A 24,071-nucleotide genomic window follows, 5' to 3' on the forward strand; every position below is an offset into this window, starting at 1 on the left:
AGAAGGTCAGGCCAGCAGCAGGTACAGCACATATGCGGCAGCTGCGGACGGCAGCACCGAGTCGATCCGGTCGAGGAATCCGCCGTGCCCGGGAAGCCAGGTGGAGATGTCCTTGATGCCGAGATCCCGCTTGATCAGTGACTCGATCAGGTCGCCGAGGGTCGCGGTCCCGACGATGACCACCCCGAGGAGGATGCCTGCCCACCATTCGACCCCGATCATGAACTCCGCGAGGAAGAGGCTCGTCACGACGGCGATCGCGACCGACCCGAGGAAGCCCTCCCAGGTCTTCTTCGGACTGATCCGGGGCGCCATCGGATGCTTGCCGAAGACCAGCCCCGACGCGTATGCGCCGGTGTCGGCGGCGACCACGACGAGAAGGAACGCGAAGGTCCACCACTGGCCGCCGTCCTCGCTGGTGAGGAGCACCGCGAAGCTGCCGAGCAGCACAACGTATGCCTGCACGAACGTGCCGGCGGCGAGGTCGGTGAGCAGCCTCCTCGCCGGCGCGCGGGAGCTCGGGCGAAGCTGCTCGACCAGGCGCCACCCGCCGACGAACAGCACCCCGGCGAGGAACACGAACCACTGGCCCTCGGCGTGCCAGTAGAACGCCGCCGGCACGATGGCGAGCCCGGCGATCACGCTGGGGATGCGCGGCACGTCGTGGCCGGCGAAGCGGAGCGCGCTCGCAAGCTCGAAGCTCGTGAATCCGATCAGCGCTCCGGCGAGGAGCATGAACAGCTCCTTGTACCAGACGATGCTGAACAGCAGCGCGAACCCGAGCACCAGCCCGATCCCGATCGCCATCGGCAGGTTCCGGCCGGTGCGCGCCTGGATCCGCTCATCCAGGGCGTCCAGCTGGACCCTGGTGGCGTGGACCCGCGCCTCCAGTTCGGCGACCGTGGCCTGCGCGCGAGCCTCGAACTCCAGCCGCGCGGCCCGTCTTCGCCGGCCCCAGCGCGGCGGCGGGCTCTCGGTCACCCCTAGACCTCGAGGAGTTCGGCTTCTTTGCGCTTCAGGGCCTCGTCGATCGCGTCGACATAGGTCTTCGTGATCGACTCGAGCTCCTTCTCGGCGCGAGCCACCTCGTCGTCGCCGACTTCGCTCTTCAGCGCGTCGAGGTCGTCCTTGCTGCGCCGGCGGATGTTGCGCACCGAGACCTTGGCGTCCTCCGCCTTGCCGCGCACGATCTTGACGAACTCCTTGCGGCGGTCCTGCGTGAGCTCGGGGATGGTGACGCGCACGATGGTGCCGTCGTTCGTGGGGCTGGCACCGAGGTTCGGGAACGTCGCGATCGCCTTCTCGATCTCCTTCAGCGCCGACTTGTCGTAGGGCGTCACGATCAGCGTGCGCGCCTCCGGCGTCTGCAGGCTCGCCAGCTGTGCGAGCGGCGTCGGGGTCCCGTAGTAGTCGACCGGGATCTTCTGGAACAGGGCGGCGTTGATCCGGCCGGTGCGGACGGTGCTGAAGTCATCCTTCGCGACCTCGACGGCCTTGGTCATCTTCTCTTTGGCCTCTGCCAGAACGTCGCTGATCAACTGCGGCTCCTTCGTCTCGGATCGAGTGTATCGCCCGGGTGCGGCGTGGCTCCCGCGCCGCCCGGACGCAGTCGGGGGCGGGCGTCAGCGCAGCCGCGTGCCGATCTCCTCACCGAGGATCGCCCGCAGCACGTTGCCCTCCGGAGCCATGCCGAACACGACCATCGGCATCTTGTTGTCCATGCAAAGGCTGAACGCCGTCGAGTCGACCACCTTCAGACCGCGCACGAGCGCTTCTTGGTAGCTGATCTCCTGGATCTTCGACGCCGTCGGGTCGATGTGCGGGTCGGCGGAGTACACGCCGTCCACACCGTTCTTGGCGACCAGCACCACGTCGGCGTCGATCTCCAGGGCGCGCTGAGCGGCGACGGTGTCGGTGGAGAAGTACGGCAGCCCGGCGCCCGCGCCGAAGATGACGACGCGGCCCTTCTCGAGGTGGCGTTCGGCCCGGCGCGGGATGTACGGCTCGGCGACCTGGGTCATCGAGATGGCGGATTGGACGCGGGTCTGCGCGCCGTCCTGCTCCAGGAAGTCTTGCAGCGCCAGCGCGTTCATCACGGTGCCGAGCATGCCCATGTAATCCGCGCGTCCGCGGTCCATGCCGCGCTCGCTGAGCTCCGCTCCCCGGAAGAAGTTCCCGCCGCCGACGACGATCGCCACCTCGACGCTCTTCGCCGCCTCCGCGATCTCGCGCGCGATGCCGGCGACGATGTCCGGATTGACGCCGAGCTGGCCCCCTCCGAACGACTCACCGGAAAGCTTCAGCAGAACCCGTCGTCGCTTGTCCAAAACGTCTCCCCTTGTTTCTGGTCCATATTGGCGTTCGTGCCTGGCTGCAGAAAACGGGGCCCGGAACTTCTCGTTCCGGACCCCGTATCATTCCTCGGCTCAGGCGCCGACCTTGAAGCGGGCGAAGCCGCTGACGGTCAGGCCTGCGTCGCTGAGCACCTTCCGCACGGCGAGCTTGTTGTCGCGCGCGTAGTCCTGCTCGAGCAGCGCCACCTGCTTGAAGAAGGCGCCGAGGCGACCCTCGACGATCTTCGGCAGGGCGGCCTCTGGCTTGCCCTCGTTCCGGCTGATCTCCTCGACGATGCGACGCTCGTTCTCCACCGCATCCGCCGGGACGTCCTCACGGCTGATGTACTGCGGGTCCGCGAAGGAGATGTGCTGCGCGATGCTGCGCGCGGTCTCCGCGTCCTCGCCCGAGTACCCGAGCACGACGCCGATCTGCGGCGGCAGGTCCTTGCTGGTGCGGTGCAGGTAGACGGCCGAATTCTCGCCCTTGACCACGGCGACGCGGCGGAGCTCGATCTTCTCACCGATGGTCGCGGCCTGGTCGTCGATCAGCTGCGCGACGGTGCCGCCCTCGGCGGGGGCGGCGAGCGCCTCCTCGAGGCTGCCGGCGCCGGCCGCTGCGATCGCGTCGAGCACCTTCTCGCCGAGCGCGACGAACTTGTCGTTCTTCGCGACGAAGTCGGTCTCGCAGGCGAGCTCGATGAGCGTGGTCGCGCCGTCCGTCTCCCTCGCGGCGACGAGCCCCTCGCTCGTGGAGCGGTCGGCGCGCTTGGCGTTGCCCTTGGCTCCCTTGAGGCGGAGGATCTCGACGGCCTTCTCGACGTCGCCGTCGGCCTCGACGAGCGCGTTCTTGGTGTCCACCATGCCGGTGCCGAGGCGCTCGCGCAGGGACTTGACGTCTTCCAGGGTGAAGTTTGCCATCCGTGTTCCTTACGTTCTCTGCCGCGGCCCGGGCTTGTGGCCCGGACCGCGGTCCTTGGTGAATTCGGCGGCCGGCCGCCGGTGTTACTTGGCGGCGGCCTTCTTCGCCGGAGTCTTGCGCGCGGGCTTCTCGGCGGCAGCGTCGTCGTCGGCCGGGGTCTTCTCGTCCTCGGTCGCGGCGGCCTCGATCTTCTCCTCGACCTCGGCCCGCGTCTCCGGTGCGTGCACCGGCTCCGCCTCGGTGGTCGGCTCGACGGCCTGGGCCGCGGCGTCCGCGTCGTTCTCCTCGACGGTCGCGCCGACGCCTTCGGTCTGGCCGGCGGGCGTGCCCTCGGGGCTGCCGGGGGTGACATCCGCTGCGGCGTCCGCGACATCCGCCGGGGTGGCCTCGACAGCCGGCGCTGCGTCAGCGGCGGGCGCAACGGCGCCACCCTGCTCGAGCAGCTCGCGCTCCCACTCGGCCAGCGGCTCCGCGGCCTCTTCACCCTCGCCGGGCTTCTGGTGACGCTGGATGAGACCCTCGGCCGCAGCGTCGGCGATGATGCGGGTGAGCAGCGCCACGGAGCGGATCGCGTCGTCGTTGCCCGGGATCGGGTACTGCAGCTCATCCGGGTCCGCGTTGGTGTCGAGGATGCCGATCACCGGGATGCCGAGCTTGGTCGCCTCGTTGACGGCCAGGTGCTCACGCTTCGCGTCGACGACCCAGATCGCGGACGGGGTGCGGGTGAGGTTGCGGATACCGCCGAGCGTCTTGTGGAGCTTGTCGAGCTCGCGACGCTTGATGAGGAGCTCCTTCTTGGTGAAGCCCTTGGTGGTGTCGTCGAAGTCGATCTCCTCGAGCTCCTTCATGCGCGCGAGGCGCTTGGAGACCGTCTGGAAGTTGGTGAGGAGACCTCCCAGCCAGCGCTGGTTGACGTAGGGCTGGCCGACGCGGGTCGCCTGCTCGGCGATGGACTCCTGCGCCTGCTTCTTGGTGCCCACGAAAAGGACGGTGCCGCCGTGGGCGACCGTCTCCTTCACGAAGTCGTAGGCCTTGTCGATGTAGGCCAGCGACTGCTGGAGGTCGATGATGTGGATGCCCGAGCGCTCGGTCAGGATGAAACGCTTGACCTTCGGGTTCCACCGACGGGTCTGATGCCCGAAGTGGACGCCGCTGTCGAGCAGCTGGCGGATCGTGACGACGGCCATGGCCGTGCTCCTTCTCTGGCGTGCGGACACGCCGTTCTCAGTTGTTCTCGTTCCGCCGTGTGGCGGCCGATCCTGGTGCCCGGCGCACATCCGCCCGCACTGTGAAGTGAGGGACTGATGGATGCGCTGCCAGCCGCGATCCGGTCCGGCCGAGGAATCAGCCGATCCGGGGGCGGCCCGTGGGCACGCGAAGTCACCTCGCATTCGCAAGGTGCTCCTCGATGATAGCACCGCCCGTGCGCGGTCGCCGGGGTCCGCTCCCCCACCGCGGTGTGGGTTGGAGGCGGTGTCCACCGAATGCCGGCGTGAGCATCGCATGGCGCCACCGCAGTCGAGGGTTGGGGCATGCCGAGCGTGCTGACTCTCCTGCTGAGCGCCGCCGCCGTCGTGGCGACGCTGCCCCCGCCGCCATGGCTGTGGCCCGTCGACGGCCCGCACGTCGTGGCGCGGCCGTATTCTGCTCCGCCATCGCCGTACGGCCGTGGCCATCGTGGGGCCGATCTGACCGCGCATGAGGGCGCCGCCGTCCGGGCGCCCGCCGGCGGGGTGGTCCACTTCGCCGGATTCGTCGTCGACCGGCCCGTTCTCTCGATCCGACACGACGACGGGGTGCTGTCGAGCTTCGAGCCGGTGGAGAGCGACCTCGAGCGAGGCGACCTGGTGGATGCCGGCGACGTGATCGGCACGCTGCTCCCCGGCCACTGCGATGTGCCATGCCTGCACGTCGGTGCGCGGGTGCTCGGCCAGTACGTCTCGCCGCTGCGGTACCTGGGCGGTATCCCGCGCTCGGTCCTCCTCCCAACGCGGCGCTCCGAACACGGCCGCCCCGGTCCTTGAGCCTGTCGAAGGGACCGAACCGGAAACCGTCAGCTGCTTCGGCCGCTTCGACGAGCTCAACGACCGAGCGCGGTCACGGGTTTCGAGACGGCCGCGGGCGCTACGCGCGGGGGTGCGCCGTCTTGTACGCCTCAGTGAGGCGCTCGCGCGAGACATGGGTGTAGATCTGCGTCGTTCCGAGGCTGGCGTGACCCAGCATCTCCTGCACCGCGCGCAGGTCCGCGCCGCCGTCGAGCAGGTGCGTGGCCGCGGTGTGCCGGAGCGCATGCGGGCCGGCAGGTCCGGAGCCGGGCGTCTCCTCGAGCAGGGCCGACACCAGGGAGTAGACGGCGCGGCTCCCCAGCCGACCACCGCGCGGTCCGAGGAACATGGCGAGCGTCGGCTCGGCCAGCAGCTTCGGGCGCGCCTGCTCGAAGTAGCGCCGGAGCGCCCTCGCGGCCGGGACCCCGAACGGCACGGTGCGCTGCTTCGACCCCTTCCCGGTCACCCGCACCGTCAGCCGGCCGAGATCCACGTCCGGCACGTCGAGCCCGGTCACCTCACTGACCCGCAACGCGGAGGCGTAGAGCAGTTCGATGACGGCGAGGTCGCGGAGCGCGTTCGGATCCTCCGTCGCCGCTCTCGCCTGCAGCCCGTCGAGCATCCGGTCCATCTGGGTCCTTGTGAGCACCCGCGGCAGGTGCCGGTCCGGCTTCGGTGCGCGCAGGCGGGCTCCAGGGTCGACCGGGACCTCGTCGTTCCGCGCGAGCCACGCGGTCAGCCCACGGGCGGCGGCTGCGCGGCGAGCGAGCGTGGCGCGGGAGAGCTCCTGCTGCGCGCTGACCCACAGCCAGTCGCGCAGCAGCTCCAGGTCCAGCTCCTCGACCCGGGTCACGCCCCGGTCCTCCGCGAACGCGACGAGCTGCGTCAGATCCGAGCGGTACGAGCGCACGGTGTTCGGGCTGAACCCGCGCTCGCGCGCGAGGTGCCGCAGATACGCATCGGCAACCCGCTGAACGTCCACGGAACCATCGTCCCTCGCCGCCGCCGAACTGGCGGGCGGCGCGCCAGTTCGGCCTGCTCACACGCGAACTGCAGGCTCCTTCGCGGACTCCAGGCGGATGACGACCGATTTCGAGGTCGGCGTGCGGCTCACGTCGGCGAAGGAGTTCAACGGCACGAGCACATTGGTCTCCGGATAGTACGCGGCCGCGTTGCGACGCGTCGTCGGATAGGCGACGATCCGGAACGCTGGCGCCCGGCGCTCCGCCCCGTCGAACTCCGAGATCAGGTCGACGAGGTCCCCGTCGGCGAAGCCGAGTTCGACGAGGTCATCCGGGTTCACCAGAACGACCCGACGACCGTTGCGGATCCCGCGATACCGGTCGTCCTTGCCGTAGATCGTGGTGTTGTACTGGTCGTGCGAGCGCAGCGTCTGCAGCAGCAGACGGCCCTTCGGGATCCGCGAATACCACAGCTCGTTCGCGGTGAAGTTCGCCTTGCCGGTCGCCGTCGGGAACGAGCGCCCGTCGCGTGCGCCATTCGGCAGGAGGAAGCTGCCGCCTTTCTGGATGCGCTTCTCGAAATCCCCGAAGCCGGGCACGACGCGGGCGATGTGCTCCCGAACACGGGCGTAGTCGCCCTCCAGCGCCGCCCAGTCGGCGACCGGCGCGTTCGGGAGGGGGTGATCCCCCGTGAACAGCCGCCGCGCGATGCGGGCGACGATGGCGACCTCGGAGAGGAGGGAGTCGCTCGCCGGGGCAAGGCGTCCCCGCGACGCGTGCACGGAGCTCATCGAGTCCTCGACGGTGACCCGCTGCTCGCCGGCGGCCTGCACGTCACGCTCGGTGCGTCCAAGGGTGGGGAGGATGAGCGCGCGGCGTCCGGTGATCAGATGCGAGCGATTGAGCTTGGTCGACACCTGCACGGTCATCTCCGTGCGGCGCAGCGCCTCCTCGGTGACCTCGGTGTCCGGGGTGGCGCGCACGAAGTTGCCGCCCATGCCCAGAAAGAACCGCACCCGGCCTGCGTGCATCGCCTCGATCGCGGCGACCGTGTCGTACCCGTGCTTGCGCGGCGACACGAAGCCGAACTCCGCGTCCAGTGCCGCGTGGAACGGCTCCGGCATCCGCTCGAAGATCCCCATCGTCCGGTCACCCTGCACGTTGGAGTGTCCGCGCACCGGGCAGACGCCCGCACCGGGCTTTCCGATGTTGCCCTGCATCAGGAGGACGTTGACGACGTCACGGATGGTCGGAACGGAATGCTTGTGCTGCGTGAGACCCATCGCCCAGCACACCACGGTCGCCGGGGAGCTGGCGAGACGCTCTCCGGTGGCGCGGATCTGCGAGAGCGGAAGCCCCGTCGCCTCGACGATCGTCTGCCAGGACAGGGCGCGAAGGTGCTCCGCATACTGGTCGAACCCGGCGGTGTGGTTGCGGATGAAGGTGTAGTCGAGCACCGGACGCCCGTGCTCCTCGACCTCGAGGAGGTACTTCCCGAGCCCTTGGAAGAGCGCCTGATCGCCGCCGAGCCGCACCTGCAGGAAGTCGTCCGCGAGGACGGTGCCGCCGAGCAGAAGCCCCCGCGGCGTCTGCGGGTTCTCGAAGCGGATCAGCCCCGCCTCGGGCAGCGGGTTGACCGCGACGATGATCGCCCCGTTGCGCTTGGCCTTCTCCAGGGCGGACAGCATCCGGGGGTGGTTGGTGCCCGGGTTCTGGCCGGCGACGAGGATGAGGGATGCGTCGTGCACGTCCTCCAGCCGCACCGACCCCTTCCCGATGCCGATCGTCTCGGTCAGCGCAGAACCGCTCGACTCATGGCACATGTTCGAGCAGTCCGGCAGGTTGTTGGTGCCGACGCCTCGCACGAGCAGCTGGTAGAGGAAGGCCGCCTCGTTGGAGGTTCGACCCGAGGTGTAGAACACCGCGTCGTCGGGACTCGGGAGGTCGCGCAGCGCCTCGGCGACCAGGTCGAGGGCCGCATCCCAGGAGATCGGCGTGTAGTGGGAGGCGCCCTCCTCGAGCACCATCGGCTCGGTGAGCCGCCCCTGCTGCCCCAGCCAGTAGTCGTCCCGCTGCAGCAGCGACGCCACCGAGTGCTCGGCGAAGAACTCCGGACCGACCCGTCGGAGCGTCGCCTCCTCCGCGACCGCCTTGGCCCCGTTCTCGCAGAACTCGGCGGCATGCCGGTGGTTCCCCTCCGGCCAGGCGCAGCCCATGCAGTCGAAGCCCTGCTTCTGGTTGACGCGCAGCAGTGTGCGAGCGGTTCGGACGACTCCCATCTGCTCGAGGGACATCTCCATCGCGGAGAGGATCGCCGGGATGCCCACCGCGTGCGTCTTCGGGGGCGTCACCTTGAGCCTCGTCTCGTCGACGCCCTCCCGCGGTGCCTTCTTCGCCATTCGCCACCCTCCAGCCGCCATCGCCCGTGCGACCATGGTAGGTGCCACGAGAGGGGCGCCATGAGCCGACTGACCCAGCGCCGACGGATCACGAGGCTGACCCTGGTCGGGTCGGGAGGCGACGCCCGGCAGCGATCGAGCCGTGAGGACGTGCTCGCCGTCGAGGAGCCCCTCGAGGTGCGCGTCAACGGGGAATCGTTCTCGGTCACCATGCGGACGCCAGGCCAGGACTTCGACCTGGTAGCCGGCTTCCTGGTGTCGGAAGGGATCCTGGCGCACCCTGACTCCCTCGCCGCAATGCGGTACTGCTCGGGCGTCGACGAGGACGGCCACCAGACGTACAACGTCATCGACGCCCGGCTCGCCGGCGGAGCCCGGCTGCCGGCATCGGTGTCGGCGCGGCAGGTCTACACCTCCAGCTCGTGCGGCATCTGCGGAACCGCATCCATCGATGCCGTCTCCAAGGTGGCGCACTTCGTCGTCGCAGACGACCCGGCGCCGATCGGCCTCGGCGTGCTCGCGAGCCTCCCCGACCGGCTCCGGGAGCATCAGGAGGTCTTCGACCGCACGGGCGGAGTCCACGCGGCGGGTCTCTTCGATCTCACCGGGGAGCTGCTCTGCCTGCGGGAGGACGTCGGCCGCCACAACGCCGTCGACAAGGTGGTCGGATGGGCGCTCCGTGAGGGGCGGCTGCCGCTGCGCGGCACGGTGCTGCAGGTCTCGGGTCGCGCTTCGTTCGAACTGGTGCAGAAGGCGCAGCTCGCCGGAATCCCCATCCTGGCGGCGGTGAGCGCTCCATCGTCGCTGGCGGTGGATCTGGCGAACCGGGCCGGAATGACCCTGGCCGGCTTCAGCCGCGGCTCGAGCCTCAATGTCTACAGCCGCGGGGACCGGATCCGGGAGCCCGCAGCCGGGGGCTGATCCCGTTGCCCGACCCGGGATCGAAGTCCTGCCGAGCGTGCCCGGGCGGCCGGCTCTCAGCCGGCGGGGTCGCGGCGGAGATCGGCTGAGGGCGTCGCCCGGGGTGCCCCGAGACCGGCATCTCTGGCCTGCGCGACCGCCTCCGCCCGGCCGGCGACCTGCAGCTTGGTGAACACGTTGCTGACATGGTTGCGCACGGTCTTCGGGGAGAGGAACAGCCGCTGCGCGATCTCGGTGTTCGTCAGACCCCGCGCCACGAGGTCCAGGATCTCCCGTTCCCGGTCGGTGAGCTCGGGGAACGGCACCACCGCCGCGGCGCCCGGCCCCGCGGCGAAGAAGGCCAGCACGCGGGACGCGATGCCGGAGCTGAACACGACCTCGCCCTGCGCCACCGCCTCGATCGACCGCAGGATCTGCGCCCGATCCGCTCCCTTGAGGAGGTAGCCGCGCGCACCTGCCCGCATGGCGGCAAAGACGGAGTCGTCGCCGTCGAGCATCGTGAGCACGAGCACGGCGGTTCCCGGCCGGTCAGCGACGATGCGGCGGGTGGCGTCGATGCCGTTCAGCTGCGGCATGTGGAGGTCCATCACCACGACATCCGGAGTCAGCTCGAGCGTCTTCTGCACCGCCTCGGCGCCGTCAGCGGCGTCGCCGATCACCTCCACACCGGGCATCGCCGCGATGGCCGTGACGAGGCCCTCGCGGTACATCGGGTGGTCGTCGACCACCAGGACACGCACGCTCATTCGTTCTCCTCCTCGACGGACAGCGGCAGCAGGGCGGTGATCGTGGTGCCGGCGGTACCGGCGCCGGCACCGGCCGTGAAGGAGCCGCCGAGCTCCTCCGCCCTGGCGCGCATCGACGCGAGGCCGACGCCGGGCACCGCGTCGGGGTCGATGCCGGTGCCGTCGTCGGACACCTCGACGCGGAGCCAGTCCCGGTCTCGCTGCAGCCGCACCTGGATCTCGGTTGCGCCGCCGTGCCGCACGGCGTTGGCGAGCGCTTCCGAGACGATGCGGTAGGCGGCGAGGTCCACGGCGGCCGGCAGCCCCTCGACATCGCCGAGTTGCGCCTCGACGTGGCGGCCTGGCCCGGCGAACCGGGCGGCGAGCTCCCGCACGGCGCCGGCGAGGCCCAGCTCGTCGAGGGTCGGCGGGCGGAGCTCGTGCACGAGCGAACGGACGTCGGCGACCGCGCCGTTGAGCCGCGGCACGAGCCGATCGAGGATCTGTGTCGCGGCGGCCGGGTTCTCCTGCACCAGATCACGGGCGGTCTCCGCCTGCAGCGCGAGTGCAGCGATGGACGGCGCGATCCCGTCGTGGAGGTCCCACCGCAGGCGCCGCCGCTCCTCCTCGCGAGCGGCGACGACGAGTTGCCGGGCCCGCCGCGCCTCACGCGTCAGGAGCACCGAGTGCACGGCGACGGCGGCCTGACGTCCGAGCTGCTCGATGCGCTGCTGCTCGCGGAGGGAGCGGCTGCGCCGGGCGAGCTGCAGCTCGCCGACCTCGGCGCCGCCGTACTGCAGCGGCACCCGGTCGACCGACGCCGGCGGCTCGCCGACGGAGACGACTCCCCCGTCGGCGAGGTCGATGGCGACGTACTCGGCGTTCAGCAGCCGCGCGATCCGCGCAACCACCTCCGGCAGCAGCCGGTCGGCCACGTCCGCAGGATCGGAGGTCGCCTCCAGCCGCTCCCCGAGCCGGGCGAGCGCGGTCGTGGGATCGTCCGGCTCGCCGTGCACCAGCCGGTTCGTCCATCGCTGCAGCCGGGAGTGAAGCGGAAGCAGCACGAGCGCGACGACGGCGGTGGCGATCACGGGCGCGCCGGTCATGGCGCCGAGCACCGAGACCACGCCGGCGTACACGGCGATCACGACGACCGAGAGGATGGCGTACCGCAGCCCGACGGAGACGACGAGATCGACGTCCCAGAGCCGGTGCCGCAGTGCCGCGACCCCGCAGGCGGCCGGGATGGGGATGACGGCGAGCGCCGAGACGACCTCACCGGCCGGTTGCGGGACGACGAAGCCGAGTGCGAAGACCAGGACCGTGACCACGGCCCCGACGAGGATCCACTTCAGCTGCTGCCGGCGCTCTCCCGTCGAGGCGCGCCACCGGGCACCGACCGAGGCGAACGCCAGCACGAGCGCGAGCAGGATCAGGGCGATCCCGGCGCCCATCACGACCGGCGACGCGGCGGCGGCGAGCCCGACGGGATTCGCCAGGTCGCGAACGCGGATCGGGAAGTCCTGGAGCTCGTACGGGGTGAGCGCCCAGCTCAGCGCGGTCCACCCCACCGCGACGATCGAGAGGACCAGGGCAGGTCGCCAGCGGCGGGACGGAAGGCGGCCGTCCGGGAGGAGCAGCGGCAACAGGACCGCGGAGGCGATGAGCGACGGTGCCCACAACCAGGAGCCGATCCAGAGCGCCGCCCAGTCGAGCGGGGTCGGGCCGAGGAGCGCGTACTCGTTCAGCAGCAGGGAGAGGCCCTGGCCCAGACCGATCCCGCCGAGCACCTGCGGAATGCGCTCGACCCGGGACCGCGCGCCGAGGATCGCGCCGGTGCCGCCGTACGCCACCGCGCCGAGCAGCCCCAGCAGCCAGAACGACGGCTCGAAATCCCGGCCGGCGGCCTCGTTCGAGGCATGCAGGATCGCGCCGACCAGACCGGCGATCACGGCGGACACGCCGAGCACGATTCTCACGCGGCAATCCTCCCGCAGGGGGCGTCCCACTGTCATGGGACGCGTTGTCCCGACCGGAATCGAGACCGGCGGCTCAGGCGGGGCGGACGCGGGCGGGGGGAGCGTTGCACCATGACTACTCCACTCCGTTCCCCGCTTCCCGTCTCCTCCGCATCCGACTCGGCCGGACCTGTCCGGGATGAACGACGGCTGCTGTTCAGCGGCGTGCTGTTCGGCGTCGCCAACCTGGCCGGATTGATCTTCATCGTCGCCTTCATGGCGACCACGCACCCTCCGATGGATGCCACCCCGGTCGAGGCCGCGATCGGGTTCCGCGACGCCGGCCTGATGGTGGGCATCGGCACGTTCCTGGCGATGCTCGGCCTGCCGCTCGGCCTGCTGTTCCTCGGCGGCCTGGGCTCCGTGCTCCGCCGGACGGGCGACGGGCCGCTCGTCGGTGCTGCCGTCTCCGCCGGCATCGCGAGCTTCCTCATCCCGGCCATGGGATCGCTCGTCTCGGCGATCAGCCCGGCCATCGGTGCCGCCGACACGAGCGCCGCGGCCGGCGCGGTGGTGAAGGCGATCGACGGCGTGATGCCGATGTCGGTGGCGCTCGGCGGCTTCCCGCGCGCGGTGCTGCTTCTCGCCGTCGTGGTGCTGCTCGCCCGGGTGGGCCTTGCCGGGCGCGGCCTGAAGGTCTCCGGCTACGCCATCGCGGTCCTCGGCCTCGTCGGCACGGGTACCTTCATCCTGCAGCCGCTGTTCGGGATCGCGAGCATTTCGTCGCTGCTCTTCGCCGGGTGGGTCACCGTGCTCGCGCTGGTGCTCCGCCGCCGCACGGCCGCGCCGGCGATCTCACGCGCCTGACCGGTCACGAGCGGGCCGAATCGCGAATCGGGGCCGGCCCGGATTCGCCGATTCGGCCCGTTTCGCCCGCGTCAAGCGCTCGGCTCATCGCCGAGGTTCGCGAAGGCGCGCTTCGCGGAGAGCTGCTCGCGCCGCTCCTCCGGGCTCATGGCGAGGATGCCGGGCAGCGCCTCGGCACCCAGCGCGCTGATCTCGGCGAACTCGCCGATCGGCACGACGGAGTGCACGATCCGGTCGTCGTAGACGTGCACGAGGTTGAACGCCTGCCCGCCGTTCAGTCCGGACAGCAGCCGGTTCTCGGCCGTGAGGCTGAGGGCGTAGCAGCTGGCGGGAGCGACTGAGACGGGGACACCCGCGAACACGCTCGAGGTGGCGTAGTGCAGGTGACCGCCGAGGATGCCGCGCACGTCGGTGCCGCGAACGACGTCCTCCAGCCGGTGCTGATCGAGCAGCTCGAGGGTCGCCATCACCTCGATGATGGTCGGGATGGGCGGGTGGTGCAGCGCGAGCAGGGTGCCGTTCGGCGCCTGGCTGCGCAACTCGGCGCGGAGCCAGTCCAGCTGCCCCTCCGTCAGGTCACCGTGGTGGTAGCCCGGCACGCTGGTGTCGAGCACGATCAGCCGCAGGCCGTTCAGATCGTAGACACGGTCTTGCGGCGCATCGCTCGGCTCCTCACGCAGCAGCACCCGCGAGTACTCGGGTCGCTCGTCGTGGTTGCCCATCACCCAGATCAACTGGGCGCCCATCCGCTCGGCGAACGGCTCGACGAGGTCGCGGAGGCGCTCGTAGGCGTCCGGTTCGCCGAGATCGGTCAGGTCGCCGGTGAAGACGAGTGCGGTGATGCGGTGCTCCGAGCGCTCGAGCTGCGTGAGCGCCTGCCGCAGGTTGTCGACGGTGGCCGCCGCCCCGTGGAGCGGCGCTCCCCCGGCGAGGAAATGCGGCTCGCTGAGGTGCGCGATGACCTGGCGCGCGGGCGGGTATTGTCCGAGCTGCACCGCCGACCGTTCCATTCCAGGCCCCTCCCCTTGCGGCATCCCGCCACGCGGAGACTCTAGCCCCCGCCGCCGACGAAGCCCGACGCCGGTCAGGGACGCAGCAGGTACAACCGGAAGAACCCGAGGTCCTCGACGGGCAGCACCTCGACCGACGAGAAGCCGGCTTCCCGCGCGTAGCGCTCCAGCGTGGTGCGGCGCATCACGGTGCCGGTGCCGACCGAGTCGGGGGTCGACAGGCTGTCCGGCAGGCAGACGAGTAGGCTGTAGCCGTACATCAGCCGCTCCACCTCGTCGCCGTTCGGCGCGAATTCATCGGCGACCGCCTCGTCCATGACGACCAGGACACCGGTCTCGGTGAGGGCCGACCGCACCGCCCGGAGCACCGGCACGGGATGCGGCATGTCGTGCAGCGCCTCGAGGATGAACGCGGCGTCGAACTCCCCCTCCGACGTGAGTCCTGCGGCGTCGAACTCACCCTCGGCCGCCAGCTCGGACGCCGGCGCCCCGACGCCACCGAGGCTCGATGCGTCGCCGGCCCGGAACTCGACGCGACCCGAAACCCCCGCCGCAGTGGCGTGCTCCTTCGCCCGCGCGATCGACGGCTCGTCGATGTCGATCCCCACGAGCGATGCCTCTGGGTACGCGCGGGCGAGTGCCAGCGTCGACCAGCCGAGCCCGCATCCGACGTCGGCGATCCGGGCGCCCGGCTTCGAAAGGAGCGTCGTCAGCTCCTGGGATCCGCCGAGCGCGGGCGCGAGCCTCTGCTCGAACAGCGGCCGGTTGACGTCGGCCTGGGACTCGCGGGCGTCGTCGCCGAGCTGCTCCCAGGAGACGCCGCCTCCCGTCCGGTACGCCCGGACGAGCGCCGGGAGCTGCGCCATCGATGCGCCGAACATCCGCGCGATCGGGGCCATGTACGACAGCGAGTCCGGGTCGGCGAGCACTTCTCGCGGGCCTGCGGGCAAGACGAAGCGACGGGGACCGCTGTCGCCACCGTCGACTCCGAGGATGCCGGTGACGGCCTGCTGCTCGAGCCATTCCGTGGCGTAGCGCTCCTGGGTGCCGGTGGAAGCGGCGAGGCCGGCCGCATCCATCCCGCCGTCGCCGGCGTCGGCGAGTGCGCGGTACCAGCCGAGCCGATCACCGAGGTAGATGCTCAGCATGTCGATGAGGCCGAGCGTCGAGTTCAGCACGCGGTCGGCGAACGCGTCGGCGTCCGCCGCGGTCGCTGTCGTCATGGTGCCGGAGTCGATCGAGTCGGTTTCCATTGCGAACCTTTCAAGAAGTGACGGTTGAGCGGCCGCTCGGAAGGGCCGGGTCGCGTTGCGGCCGATGTTCCTCTCGGCGGCATGCGGGCGCAATACCCCGGTGGTGTGCGGTCCGGCGCGAGGTTCAGAGCACGGAGCCGGTGACGCGGCGGCTCCAGTCGTCGTCTCGCGCCGAGTCGTCGAGCAGCGGCGCGGTCAGCACGATGGCGTAGCCGTCCGGGTCGATGGCAGTGAGCTCGAGCGCGTACCAGGGGGTCCGCTCGGGACCTGAGATCGTGCCCGCACGCTCCGCGGCATGCACGCGTCGCCGTGCGGTCTCGGCCACGGCGGTGAGGTCGACCTCACCCGCCGCGAAGGACACCCGGAAGCCCGGCGTGGGCGTGCCGGGCACGAGCAGGATGTCCTGGTAGCGCATCCGCCGGAGGTGGACGACGAGCGGGGCGCCGTCCGGCGCCGGCACGACGGCGAGAGTGATGAACCCGAGCGCCTCGTACCAGGCGCGGGACCGGTCGAGGTCTGCCACCGGGAACGTCGTGAACGACGGCATCGGGTAGATGTCCCGGTCGATGCCGGGGTCGAGCCGGGATCGAGCGGCGTGTGCGTCGGTCATGCGACCCACGCTAGGAGTTGACGCAGCGGCAAGGTCAAGTGCGGTGTGGAGATCGGGTCAGCGCGGCTTCACACAGTGCCGGAGTCGTCGATCTTGAGGATCCCGTCCTCCCGGACGAAGCGGAAGTATCGGCGCTCCGGCTCCTGCGACCCGTCGTCGTAGATGTAGGTGACCGTCGCCTGCACCTCGGTATCGGAGATCGGCGTCACCTCCGTGACGGTCACGTCCTCGAAGCGGTCCCAGAACTCTTCGTAGTAGTCCCGGCTGATCGCCTCGCCCTGCTGATACTTGGCCGTCAGCCGCTCCCACGCCTCGTCGGTGTCATCCGGCAGCAGGGCGTAGTAGCCGGTCACCGCTCCCCCTGGCGTCGTCGCCTGCTCTCGGTCCTCCGGCTCAGGCTCCTCCTTATCCGGTTCTTGTTTGCTCGGCTCTTCGGCGGGCTCCTCGCTCGGCTGCTCACTCGGTTCCTCGGACGGCTCGGGGTCGGGGGTCGGCGCCTTCGTCTCCCCCTCCGCCTCACCGGACGACCCCGACTCGTTCGGCGACGGCTCGTCCGGATCGGCGGACTCGGGAGCGGCGGCGGGCCCCGGGTTCCCCTGCGAGCCCTGGCCGAGCTGACTCAGCATCGGGACGACGAAGATCGCCGCGAGCACCACCGCGGCGGCGGCGAGCAGCAGCGCAACGACGCCCCTGCGTCGGCGTGTCGTGGACGGCGGCGTGCCCCCGGTCTCGGTGGGTGCAGTGGGCGCTGCCACCGTCGCAGCGCTTCCGGCGGCCGGTGCCTGCACGGTGGCGGCCGCGAGCGTCTTCGCCGGGCGCGTCGGGGCCGGCACGGTTGGCGCCGCGCGGGTGATCGTCGGGGACGTCGCGGCAGCGTCCGCGGCAGGGGGCGCATCAGCGGGTGCTGCCGGCGGAGCCGCTGCTGAGGCTGCCGCCGCGCCGAGTCCTGCCGCGCCGACGATCCCCGCGCCGGCGATCCCCGCTCCGGCGACCGGCCGGACGTTCTCGCCGCCCTCGGGCTCCGAGTGCGACTCGGATACGGGTTCGGGTACGGGTTCGGGTTCCGCTTCCGGTTCGGGCTTCGGTTCCGGTTCGGGCTCCGGTTCGGGTTCCCGTTCGGGTTCGCTCGCCGGTTCCGCCTGATCCTCGGGTTCCGGTTCGGGTTCGCCGTCGGACTCGGCTTCGGGTTCCGCTGCGCCGGCTGCTGCGGTCGCCGCGCTCGCGTCGGCGTCTGCCTCGGGTTCCGCGTCGGCTGCTGCGGCCCCGGCGTCGGCTGCCTCTGTCTCCTCTTCTGCTGCCTCAGCCTCGTCTTCCGCTTCGACCGCCGTGTCAGCAGCCTCCTCGGCTTCCGGCTCGACCGCCGTGTCAGCAGCCTCCTCGGCTTCCGGCTCGACCGCCGCCGGCGCCGCGCTCGCATCCGGCTCGGCGCGCGCAGTGGCGGCCGTCTCGGAATCCGCGCGCGGCGTCGCGTCAGCGGATGCAACGGTCGCCGCCTCCGGCATCCGATCGGTGGAGAGCGGTGCCGCACCCGCGGCACCCCCGGCCGCACCGACGGCGGCGGCAACGGCGGCACCCGCTGCCGCGCCAGCGGCCACCGCACCGGCCGCAACGGCTCCGCCTCCAACCGCTCCCGCCGGAGCCGGCTTCGGTGTGCCGTGCCCTCTCCTGCTGAACGGCCACGGCAGCCCCGAGCCACCGGCTCGGGTCGGCTCGTCGCCCGTCTCGCGGAGTGGCTCCTGAAGCGCGACTCCCGCTCCGCCCGCCGCGGCCGGGATGGGCAGCGTCGGCTTCTCCGACCCGACGTCCTTCTGCAACCCGGCCAGGAGCGACGCGATCGCCTTCATCGACGGCCGCTTCTTCGGCTCGGACGCGAGCATGTCGAGCAGGAACGGCTCCAGCACGCCCGCGTGCCGAGGCGGCGTCATATCGCCGGACGCGACCCGGTGCAGCAGCGCGATCGAGTTCGGGTCGGACCCGAACGGCGGTTCACCCTCGAGTGCCGCATAGAGCGTCGATCCGAGCGAGAACACGTCCGAGGCGTAGGTCGAGTCGCCTCCTCGCGCAACCTCCGGCGCGAGATACGCGGGGGTGCCGTAGACCATCCCGGTGCGGGTGAGGGTCGCGTCGCCGAGTGCGTGGGAGATGCCGAAGTCGCTGATGTGGGCCGTGCCCTCCTCGGTGATGAGGATGTTGCCGGGCTTCACGTCGCGGTGCACGATCTTGAGCTTGTGCGCGGCCGCAAGCGCCGATGCGATCTCCGCGCCGATGCGGGCGACCTCGTGCGGCTGGAGCCGGCCGCGCTGGCGCAGGATCGCCGACAGCGGCGTCGACGGCAGGTACTGCATGATCAGGCACGGCCGCCCCTCATGCTCGACGGCGTCGAACACCGGGACCGCATGCGGGTGGTGCAGGCGGGCGGTGATCCGCGCCTCCCGCATGGCGCGGTTCTTCGCCTGCTCGGCCTCGTCATCCGTGACGCCGGCTCCGGTGCGCAGCTCTTTGATGGCGACCGGTCGCTGCAGGCGTTCGTCCCACGCCTCCCAGACCACGCCCATGCCGCCGGTCGCGATGACGCGCACCAGGCGGTAGCGCTCAGCAAGGAGAGTCTGCGGCAGGCTCACCGGGACTCCCTCCTTTCGAAGCTGAGAGTCGAGCCTACGGCGGGTGGATGTGCCGGAGCCTGGGACCGGAACAAATTCCCAGCGTGATCGGCTCTTGCGATCCGAGGGCAGCGAGCTCAGTGCCGTACTGAGCGCAGCGGCGACGCCGCCACCACGATGGCGGAGACCACGAAGACCCCCAGCCCGATCCAGATCGCCGGCCGGTAGCCGAGCGTGTCGGCCAGGAGCCCGCCGACGAGCGCCCCGACCACGACCATGCTGCGGTTGATCGACCGCATGGTGGCATTCATGCGGCCCTGAAGCGCGTCCGGGGTCACCGCCTGCCGGTAGCCCATCTCGTTAGGGTTCTCGACCCCCATCGAGAAGCCGTGGAGCAGCTGCGCCGCGCCGACGACGGTGAGCGTGATCACCGCCCCGGCAGTGTCGCTCGGCGGTGCGAGGGCGATCATCACCCAGGCAACCGGGATCAGCGCTTTCCCGAGCAGGATCGTGTGTCCGGCGCCGATCCGCTGCCCGATCCTGGTGGCGAGCGTCGCGCCGACGAGGCCCCCGACACCGGCCAGGGCGAGCACGAAGCCGAATTGCAGCGGGTTCAGCCCGAGCGGGCGGAGAGCGAACGGGGCGAAGACGGTGAAGAGGATGCTGTGGCCCAGGAACCAGACGTGGGTCGACCACGCCATCGGGGCAAGCGTGCGGTGCCGGTAGACGAACCGGACGCCCTCGGCGACGGAGCGCAGCAGCCGACCGCGCGGGGCCGTCCGGGCGGGCTTCGGCTCGGACACCCGGATCCGGCCGACCAGCACGCCGCTCGCGGCGTAGGCGAGCGCATCCACCAGCACGGCGAGCGGGGCGCCGACCAGGCTCACCAGCCCTCCGCCGATCACGGGGCCAGAGGTCTGGGCGACCGTGAGACTCTGATCGACACGGGCGTTCGCGACGAGGAGGGACCCCCGCGGCACGAGGCGCGGCAGGAACGACTGCGCCGCCGCGTCGCCGAAGATCGCGAGCGTGCCGAACCCGAAGAGCACGACTGCGAGGGCGGGGAGGGACAGCATCCCGGTAACCCACAGCAGTGGGATGGTCAGCAGCAGCAGGCACCGGCCGAAGGCCGTGGCCACCAGCACCGGTTTCCGCCTCCACCGGTCGACGAGTCCGCCTGCGATCAGGCCGAGCAGCATGTACGGCAGGAACTGCACCGAGTTGATCAGTCCGACCTCGGTCGGCGTCGCGTCGAGGGTCTCGACGACCAGCACCTGTACGGCGACGATCGTGACGAACGTGCCGAATCCGCCGATCGTCGCGGCGGACCAGTACTTGGCGAACGCGGGGATCCGGAGCACGCGGTCAGCCCGGCGCGCGTCCGTCATCGGCACTCCTCCCGCTCCGCGACACCGTCCACGGCATCCGCAGTCGCAATCTACCGAAAGGCCGAACGGCCGACCGGGCGTGGCCGGCAGACGGCGACGCAACGAGAGGGGCCACCGTGTGATCGTCAGTGAGTGCGATTCGCGACTCAACGTCTGGACAGATACAGCGCGGTGGCTCACGACGATTATGCATCCGGGACCGGTGATCGGCTCCGGATTCCAGCCAGGTCTCAGGAGCGGGTCGTCCGGTCTCGGGCGGCGGATCCGCTCCGAGGCCTAACCTGTCAGCATGCCGCCCACTGACCTCGAGTCGCTCGCCCGCACACTCCACGACACCGCGGTGCAACAGGACTTCAGCGGGGCGATCAGCCTCGACGCCGACGGGGACGCGGTCCTCGCACAGGCGTATGGGCTCGCCGACCGTGCCCACGGCATCCCGAACGCGCTCGAGACGCGCTTCGGGACGGCGAGTGTCAGCAAGGGCTTCACCGCTCTTGCGATCCACGCGCTCATCGAGGACGGCTCCCTGGAGCTCGACACACCGGTCCGGTCGGTCCTCGGCGAGGACCTCAGCGTGATCGACGACGGTGTGACGGTGCAGCACCTGCTCGAGCACACCTCCGGGATCGGTGACTATCTCGACGAGTCCGACGACCTGGAGAGCACCGACTACGTGCTGACGGTCCCGACGCACACGCTCGCGAACACCGAGTCGTTCCTGTCCGCCATCGACGGTCATCCGCAGGTCTCTCCTCCCGGGGAGCGCTTCGCCTACAACAACGGCGGCTACATCGTGCTGGCCCTGGTGGCGGAGCGGGTCGCGGGTGTGGGATTCCACGAGCTCGTCGCGCGGCGGGTGTTCGAGCCCGCGGGGATGACGGCAACCGGCTACCTGCGGCTCGATGAGCTCCCCGGCGACGCGGCCGTCGGCTACCTCGGGATCGGCGACCGCACGAACGTGCTGCACCTTCCCGTGCGCGGGAACGGCGACGGCGGCGCGTACACCACGGCGGGCGACCTGAGCCGCTTCTGGCGGTCCCTGACCGACGGCCGCATCCTGCCGCAGCCCACCGTTGCGGAGGTACTTCGGCCTCGCCGGACCGTCGAGGAGGAGGGCATGCGCTACGGCCGCGGCTTCTGGATCGACCTGACGAAACCGGACCCCATCCTGATCGGAGGCGACGCCGGCGTGTCGATCGTCACCCGGTTCGACCCGGCGACCCGCACCACGATGACGATCGTCTCCAACACACCCGACGGCGCCTGGCCGCTCTACCGCGCGTACCGGAACTCCTAGCGGCAGGGTGCGGCGCAGCTCAGGTCGTGCGCACCCATCCTCGCTCCCGCAACGACGCCGCGCCGTCGAGCTCCAGCGCGCCGAGCACCGACTGCACGGTGGCGAGTGACAGGCCGCTGCGCTGAGCGATGTCATCGACGGCCCGCGGCGTCCGTTCCGACAGCGCATCGAGCACTCTCGTGTCCTCTGCAGAGCGGCTCGCCGGATCCCCGCCTGGCTCGGGCGCGGGCTCCCCGGCCAGCTCCGCCATCTCCGCCGCGTTCGTGACGAGCACCGCGTCGTACTCGCGGATCAACCGGTGGCATCCCGCCGATGCGGCGGAGGTGACCGGGCCGGGCACGGCGCCGAGCGGCCGGCCGAGGGCCGCGGCATGGCCGGCCGTGTTGAGTGAGCCGGAGCGCCAGCCCGCCTCGAGCACCACGGTGGCGCAGCTGACGGCGGCGATGAGCCGGTTGCGCTGCAGGAAGCGCCACTTCGTCGGCGGCGTTCCCGGCGGCACCTCGCTGACCACCAGGCCGGACGCGACGATCCGGGTGAGCAGCGCCTCGTGGCCGCTCGGATAGAAGCGGTCCAATCCCCCGGCGAGCACCGCGATCGTGGTGCCGGCGCTCGCGAGCGCCGCTCGGTGTGCCATCCCGTCGATCCCGTATGCGGCCCCGGAGACGATCGCGAATCCGCGGTCGACCAGCCCGGCCGACGCTTCCATGGCCACGTGCTCGCCGTAGCCGGTGGCCGCCCGGGCGCCGACCAGCGAGATCGAGCGCGCCAGCCGATCGAGGGCGGACACGTCCCCGCGCACCCACAGCGCCAGCGGACCGTGGGGGCCCAGATCCGCCAGTCCGTCCGGCCAAGCCGGGTCGCCCGGGATGAGCAGCCGCATGCCGTAGCGCCCGGCCTGGCGGAGTGCGAGCAGCGCGAGCGCGGACTTCAGCCGCGGCTGCCAGCGGGCGACCGCCTCGGTCAGGTCCGCCGTGTCCAGCTGACCGCCCGTATCCGACACCTCGACCCCGAGCTGTTCGGGCGGTACCCGGTCGATCAGCGCGGTGAGCGCCCGGCTCGGCCCGAGGGCACCGACGAGCACGCCGGCTGCGCCATCCCCCGGCTCGGCGATGCCCGTCCACGCCGCCCGCGCGAACCGCTCCTCCAGCGCGGCTCGGTCGAGCTCTGCCCCAGCGACCGTCCGCACCAGCTGGGCGGCGATCGCCTCCTGAACGCCGAAGAAAGTCATGCCGAGATCGCCCTTCGCAGATAGAGAGCGCGGCCGAGATGGTCCGCGGTCGGGGAGGTCGCCGAGTCGAGGTCGGCGAGGGTCCAGGCGACGCGCAGCACACGGTCGTAGCCGCGCATCGTGATGCCGCCGCGTTCCAGCGCGCGGTCTAGCACCGCGGTCACCGGCGAGGGAAGACGGCGGCCCGGTCCGCGGAGCCAGCTGCCGGGCACCTCGCCGTTGACCCGCCATGGCGACTCCGACAGCCGGTCCGCCGCAGCAGCGCGCGCCGCCTGCACGCGCTGCCGGGCCGCAGCACTGGTCGCGGTCGGTGCCTCGCCGAGCTTCAGGGCGGTGCTGGTGATCCGCTGCACCCGGAGCTGGATGTCGATCCGGTCGAGGAGCGGACCGGAGAGCCGGCCCAGGTAGCGCCGCCTGGCCTGCGGCGGGCACGAGCACTCGGCATCCCGCACGCCGTAGTTGCCGCACGGGCACGGGTTCGCTGCGAGCACGAGCTGGAACCGTGCCGGGAAATGCGCCGTCGACCGGGCCCGGTGGATCGAGATGACCCCGGACTCGAGCGGCTGCCGCAGGGCGTCGAGCACCGCGCTGCTGAACTCCGGTGCCTCGTCGAGGAACAGCACACCACAGCTCGCCCTGGCTGCTGCGCCAGGCCGGATCTGGCCGCTGCCGCCGCCGACCAGCGCGGCCGCCGTGGCGGTGTGATGCGGGCTCTCGAACGGCGGCGTGGTCATGAGCGCCCGCCCGACGGGCAGCCCGCTCAGTGACCGCATCGACGTCACCTCGAGGGCCGCATCGGCATCGAGCGGCGGCAGGATGCCCGGGAGCCGGGACGCCAGCATCGTCTTGCCTGCGCCTGGCGGGCCGAGCAGGAACATGTGGTGACCGCCGGCCGCGGCGACCTGCAGCGCCTCCACGGCGTCGGCGTTCCCGATCACGTCGGCGAGGTCCAGCACCGGCTGCGTCTCGCAGTCGGTGCTCGCGGGCGGCAGGAGCGGGTCCACCGGTCGCGGGTCGTAGTCGCCGCCATGCCAGATGGCCGCGTCGCGAAGTGACGCGACCCCAACCACGCGGACGGACGGCACCAGCGAGGCTTCATCCGCGTTCCCGGCGGGCACCATCACGGTCGTGAAGCCGGCCCGCGCGGCGGCGAGCACCGCCGGCAGGACGCCGACGCCGGGCCGGAGCCGGCCGTCGAGGCCGAGCTCCCCCAGGTGGAGCACCCGGTCGACGCTCTCCGCGCCGACGTTCCCCGCCGCGGCCAGGCAGGCCATGGCGATGCCGAGATCGAAGCCCGAGCCGTGCTTCGGCAGCGCCGCGGGCGACAGGTTGATGGTGAGCTTGTGCGAGGTGAGCGCGCAGCCGGAGTTCGTCGCCGCGGCGCGCACCCGATGCTGCGCCTCCGAAAGGGCGCTGTCCGGAAGCCCGATGAGCGTGAACCCCGGCAGGGTGCCGGAGATGTCGGCCTCGATCTCGACGACGGCGCCCGTGAGTCCGAGGAGGGCGACGGAGTGCGTGCGCGCGACCGCCATCAGCGCGCCTTCCGGGGTGAA

Annotated in this window: 20 protein-coding genes; 4 read left to right on the forward strand and 16 right to left on the reverse strand. The window is 71.3% G+C overall.

The features are described 5' to 3' along the window. Positions 1 to 6: 6 nt before the first annotated feature. The 5 genes from ACFFGH_RS12135 to rpsB all read right to left on the reverse strand — a co-directional run bounded on the left by ACFFGH_RS12135 (position 7) and on the right by rpsB (position 4,442). Positions 7 to 981 carry a phosphatidate cytidylyltransferase gene (locus ACFFGH_RS12135; protein ID WP_386668574.1) on the reverse strand — a complete coding sequence of 325 codons (975 nt, stop codon included), beginning with the start codon at positions 979 to 981 and terminating at the stop codon, positions 7 to 9. A gap of 2 nt (positions 982 to 983) precedes the next feature. Then, positions 984 to 1,538: a ribosome recycling factor gene (frr, locus tag ACFFGH_RS12140; RefSeq protein ID WP_386668575.1), complete on the reverse strand. Its 555-nt coding sequence runs from the start codon at positions 1,536 to 1,538 to the stop codon at positions 984 to 986. Positions 1,539 to 1,622: 84 nt separating this feature from the next. Next, a complete protein-coding gene (pyrH, locus tag ACFFGH_RS12145) occupies positions 1,623 to 2,327 on the reverse strand; it encodes a UMP kinase (protein WP_386668577.1) in 705 nt (234 codons plus the stop codon). A gap of 99 nt (positions 2,328 to 2,426) precedes the next feature. Continuing rightward, complete coding sequence (gene tsf, locus ACFFGH_RS12150) at positions 2,427 to 3,254, reverse strand: translation elongation factor Ts (protein WP_386668579.1); 828 nt, start codon at positions 3,252 to 3,254, stop codon at positions 2,427 to 2,429. Positions 3,255 to 3,338: 84 nt separating this feature from the next. Continuing rightward, the gene (gene rpsB, locus ACFFGH_RS12155) at positions 3,339 to 4,442 is read right to left on the reverse strand and encodes a 30S ribosomal protein S2 (RefSeq protein WP_386668581.1); all 1,104 of its coding nucleotides are present in this window, start codon (positions 4,440 to 4,442) and stop codon (positions 3,339 to 3,341) included. 345 nt (positions 4,443 to 4,787) lie between these two features. On the opposite strand from rpsB, the gene ACFFGH_RS12160 reads away from it, so the two are divergent. After that, positions 4,788 to 5,279 carry a M23 family metallopeptidase gene (locus tag ACFFGH_RS12160; RefSeq protein ID WP_386668583.1) on the forward strand — a complete coding sequence of 164 codons (492 nt, stop codon included), beginning with the start codon at positions 4,788 to 4,790 and terminating at the stop codon, positions 5,277 to 5,279. A 100-nt stretch (positions 5,280 to 5,379) separates the two neighbouring features. Here ACFFGH_RS12160 and ACFFGH_RS12165 read toward each other — a convergent pair whose 3' ends face one another. Both ACFFGH_RS12165 and ACFFGH_RS12170 read right to left on the reverse strand, forming a co-directional pair. After that, positions 5,380 to 6,282, reverse strand: a complete 903-nt coding sequence (locus ACFFGH_RS12165; RefSeq protein ID WP_386668584.1) for a tyrosine recombinase XerC — start codon at positions 6,280 to 6,282, stop codon at positions 5,380 to 5,382. Positions 6,283 to 6,339: 57 nt separating this feature from the next. Beyond that, positions 6,340 to 8,661, reverse strand: a complete 2,322-nt coding sequence (locus ACFFGH_RS12170) for an FdhF/YdeP family oxidoreductase (RefSeq protein ID WP_386668586.1) — start codon at positions 8,659 to 8,661, stop codon at positions 6,340 to 6,342. A gap of 60 nt (positions 8,662 to 8,721) precedes the next feature. Between ACFFGH_RS12170 and fdhD the strand changes: the two genes are divergently transcribed. Beyond that, complete coding sequence (gene fdhD / locus ACFFGH_RS12175; protein WP_386668587.1) at positions 8,722 to 9,582, forward strand: formate dehydrogenase accessory sulfurtransferase FdhD; 861 nt, start codon at positions 8,722 to 8,724, stop codon at positions 9,580 to 9,582. 56 nt (positions 9,583 to 9,638) lie between these two features. Here fdhD and ACFFGH_RS12180 read toward each other — a convergent pair whose 3' ends face one another. Both ACFFGH_RS12180 and ACFFGH_RS12185 read right to left on the reverse strand, forming a co-directional pair. Beyond that, positions 9,639 to 10,328 carry a response regulator gene (locus tag ACFFGH_RS12180; protein WP_386668589.1) on the reverse strand — a complete coding sequence of 230 codons (690 nt, stop codon included), beginning with the start codon at positions 10,326 to 10,328 and terminating at the stop codon, positions 9,639 to 9,641. Next, positions 10,325 to 12,286: a sensor histidine kinase gene (locus ACFFGH_RS12185; RefSeq protein ID WP_386668591.1), complete on the reverse strand. Its 1,962-nt coding sequence runs from the start codon at positions 12,284 to 12,286 to the stop codon at positions 10,325 to 10,327. Before ACFFGH_RS12185 ends, ACFFGH_RS12180 begins: the two co-directional genes overlap by 4 nt. Positions 12,287 to 12,397: 111 nt before the next feature. Here ACFFGH_RS12185 and ACFFGH_RS12190 point away from each other — a divergent pair, with 111 nt between their 5' ends. Then, entirely contained in the window at positions 12,398 to 13,132 is a 735-nt protein-coding gene (locus tag ACFFGH_RS12190) for a hypothetical protein (RefSeq protein WP_386668593.1), read from the forward strand. A 71-nt stretch (positions 13,133 to 13,203) separates the two neighbouring features. On the opposite strand, the gene ACFFGH_RS12195 is transcribed toward ACFFGH_RS12190, so the two are convergent. The 5 genes from ACFFGH_RS12195 to ACFFGH_RS12215 form a co-directional block, all read right to left on the reverse strand. Continuing rightward, complete coding sequence (locus tag ACFFGH_RS12195; RefSeq protein ID WP_386668595.1) at positions 13,204 to 14,142, reverse strand: phosphodiesterase; 939 nt, start codon at positions 14,140 to 14,142, stop codon at positions 13,204 to 13,206. Positions 14,143 to 14,216: 74 nt separating this feature from the next. Beyond that, on the reverse strand, positions 14,217 to 15,395 hold the full coding sequence (locus ACFFGH_RS12200; protein WP_386668597.1) for a class I SAM-dependent methyltransferase: 1,179 nt from the start codon (positions 15,393 to 15,395) through the stop codon (positions 14,217 to 14,219). 124 nt (positions 15,396 to 15,519) lie between these two features. Then, the gene (locus tag ACFFGH_RS12205) at positions 15,520 to 16,005 is read right to left on the reverse strand and encodes a VOC family protein (RefSeq protein WP_386668599.1); all 486 of its coding nucleotides are present in this window, start codon (positions 16,003 to 16,005) and stop codon (positions 15,520 to 15,522) included. A 68-nt stretch (positions 16,006 to 16,073) separates the two neighbouring features. Further along, entirely contained in the window at positions 16,074 to 18,626 is a 2,553-nt protein-coding gene (locus ACFFGH_RS12210; RefSeq protein ID WP_386668600.1) for a serine/threonine-protein kinase, read from the reverse strand. 116 nt (positions 18,627 to 18,742) lie between these two features. Then, on the reverse strand, positions 18,743 to 19,993 hold the full coding sequence (locus ACFFGH_RS12215; RefSeq protein WP_386668602.1) for an MFS transporter: 1,251 nt from the start codon (positions 19,991 to 19,993) through the stop codon (positions 18,743 to 18,745). Between the two features lie 289 nt (positions 19,994 to 20,282). On the opposite strand from ACFFGH_RS12215, the gene ACFFGH_RS12220 reads away from it, so the two are divergent. Continuing rightward, a complete protein-coding gene (locus ACFFGH_RS12220) occupies positions 20,283 to 21,290 on the forward strand; it encodes a serine hydrolase domain-containing protein (RefSeq protein WP_386668604.1) in 1,008 nt (335 codons plus the stop codon). 19 nt (positions 21,291 to 21,309) lie between these two features. On the opposite strand, the gene dprA is transcribed toward ACFFGH_RS12220, so the two are convergent. Continuing rightward, positions 21,310 to 22,518, reverse strand: coding sequence for a DNA-processing protein DprA (dprA, locus tag ACFFGH_RS12225; RefSeq protein WP_386668606.1), 1,209 nt, complete (start codon positions 22,516 to 22,518; stop codon positions 21,310 to 21,312). Continuing rightward, a complete protein-coding gene (locus ACFFGH_RS12230; RefSeq protein ID WP_386668608.1) occupies positions 22,515 to 24,050 on the reverse strand; it encodes a YifB family Mg chelatase-like AAA ATPase in 1,536 nt (511 codons plus the stop codon). Before ACFFGH_RS12230 ends, dprA begins: the two co-directional genes overlap by 4 nt. Positions 24,051 to 24,071: the final 21 nt, after the last annotated feature.

The organism is Lysobacter korlensis (genome assembly GCF_042434515.1).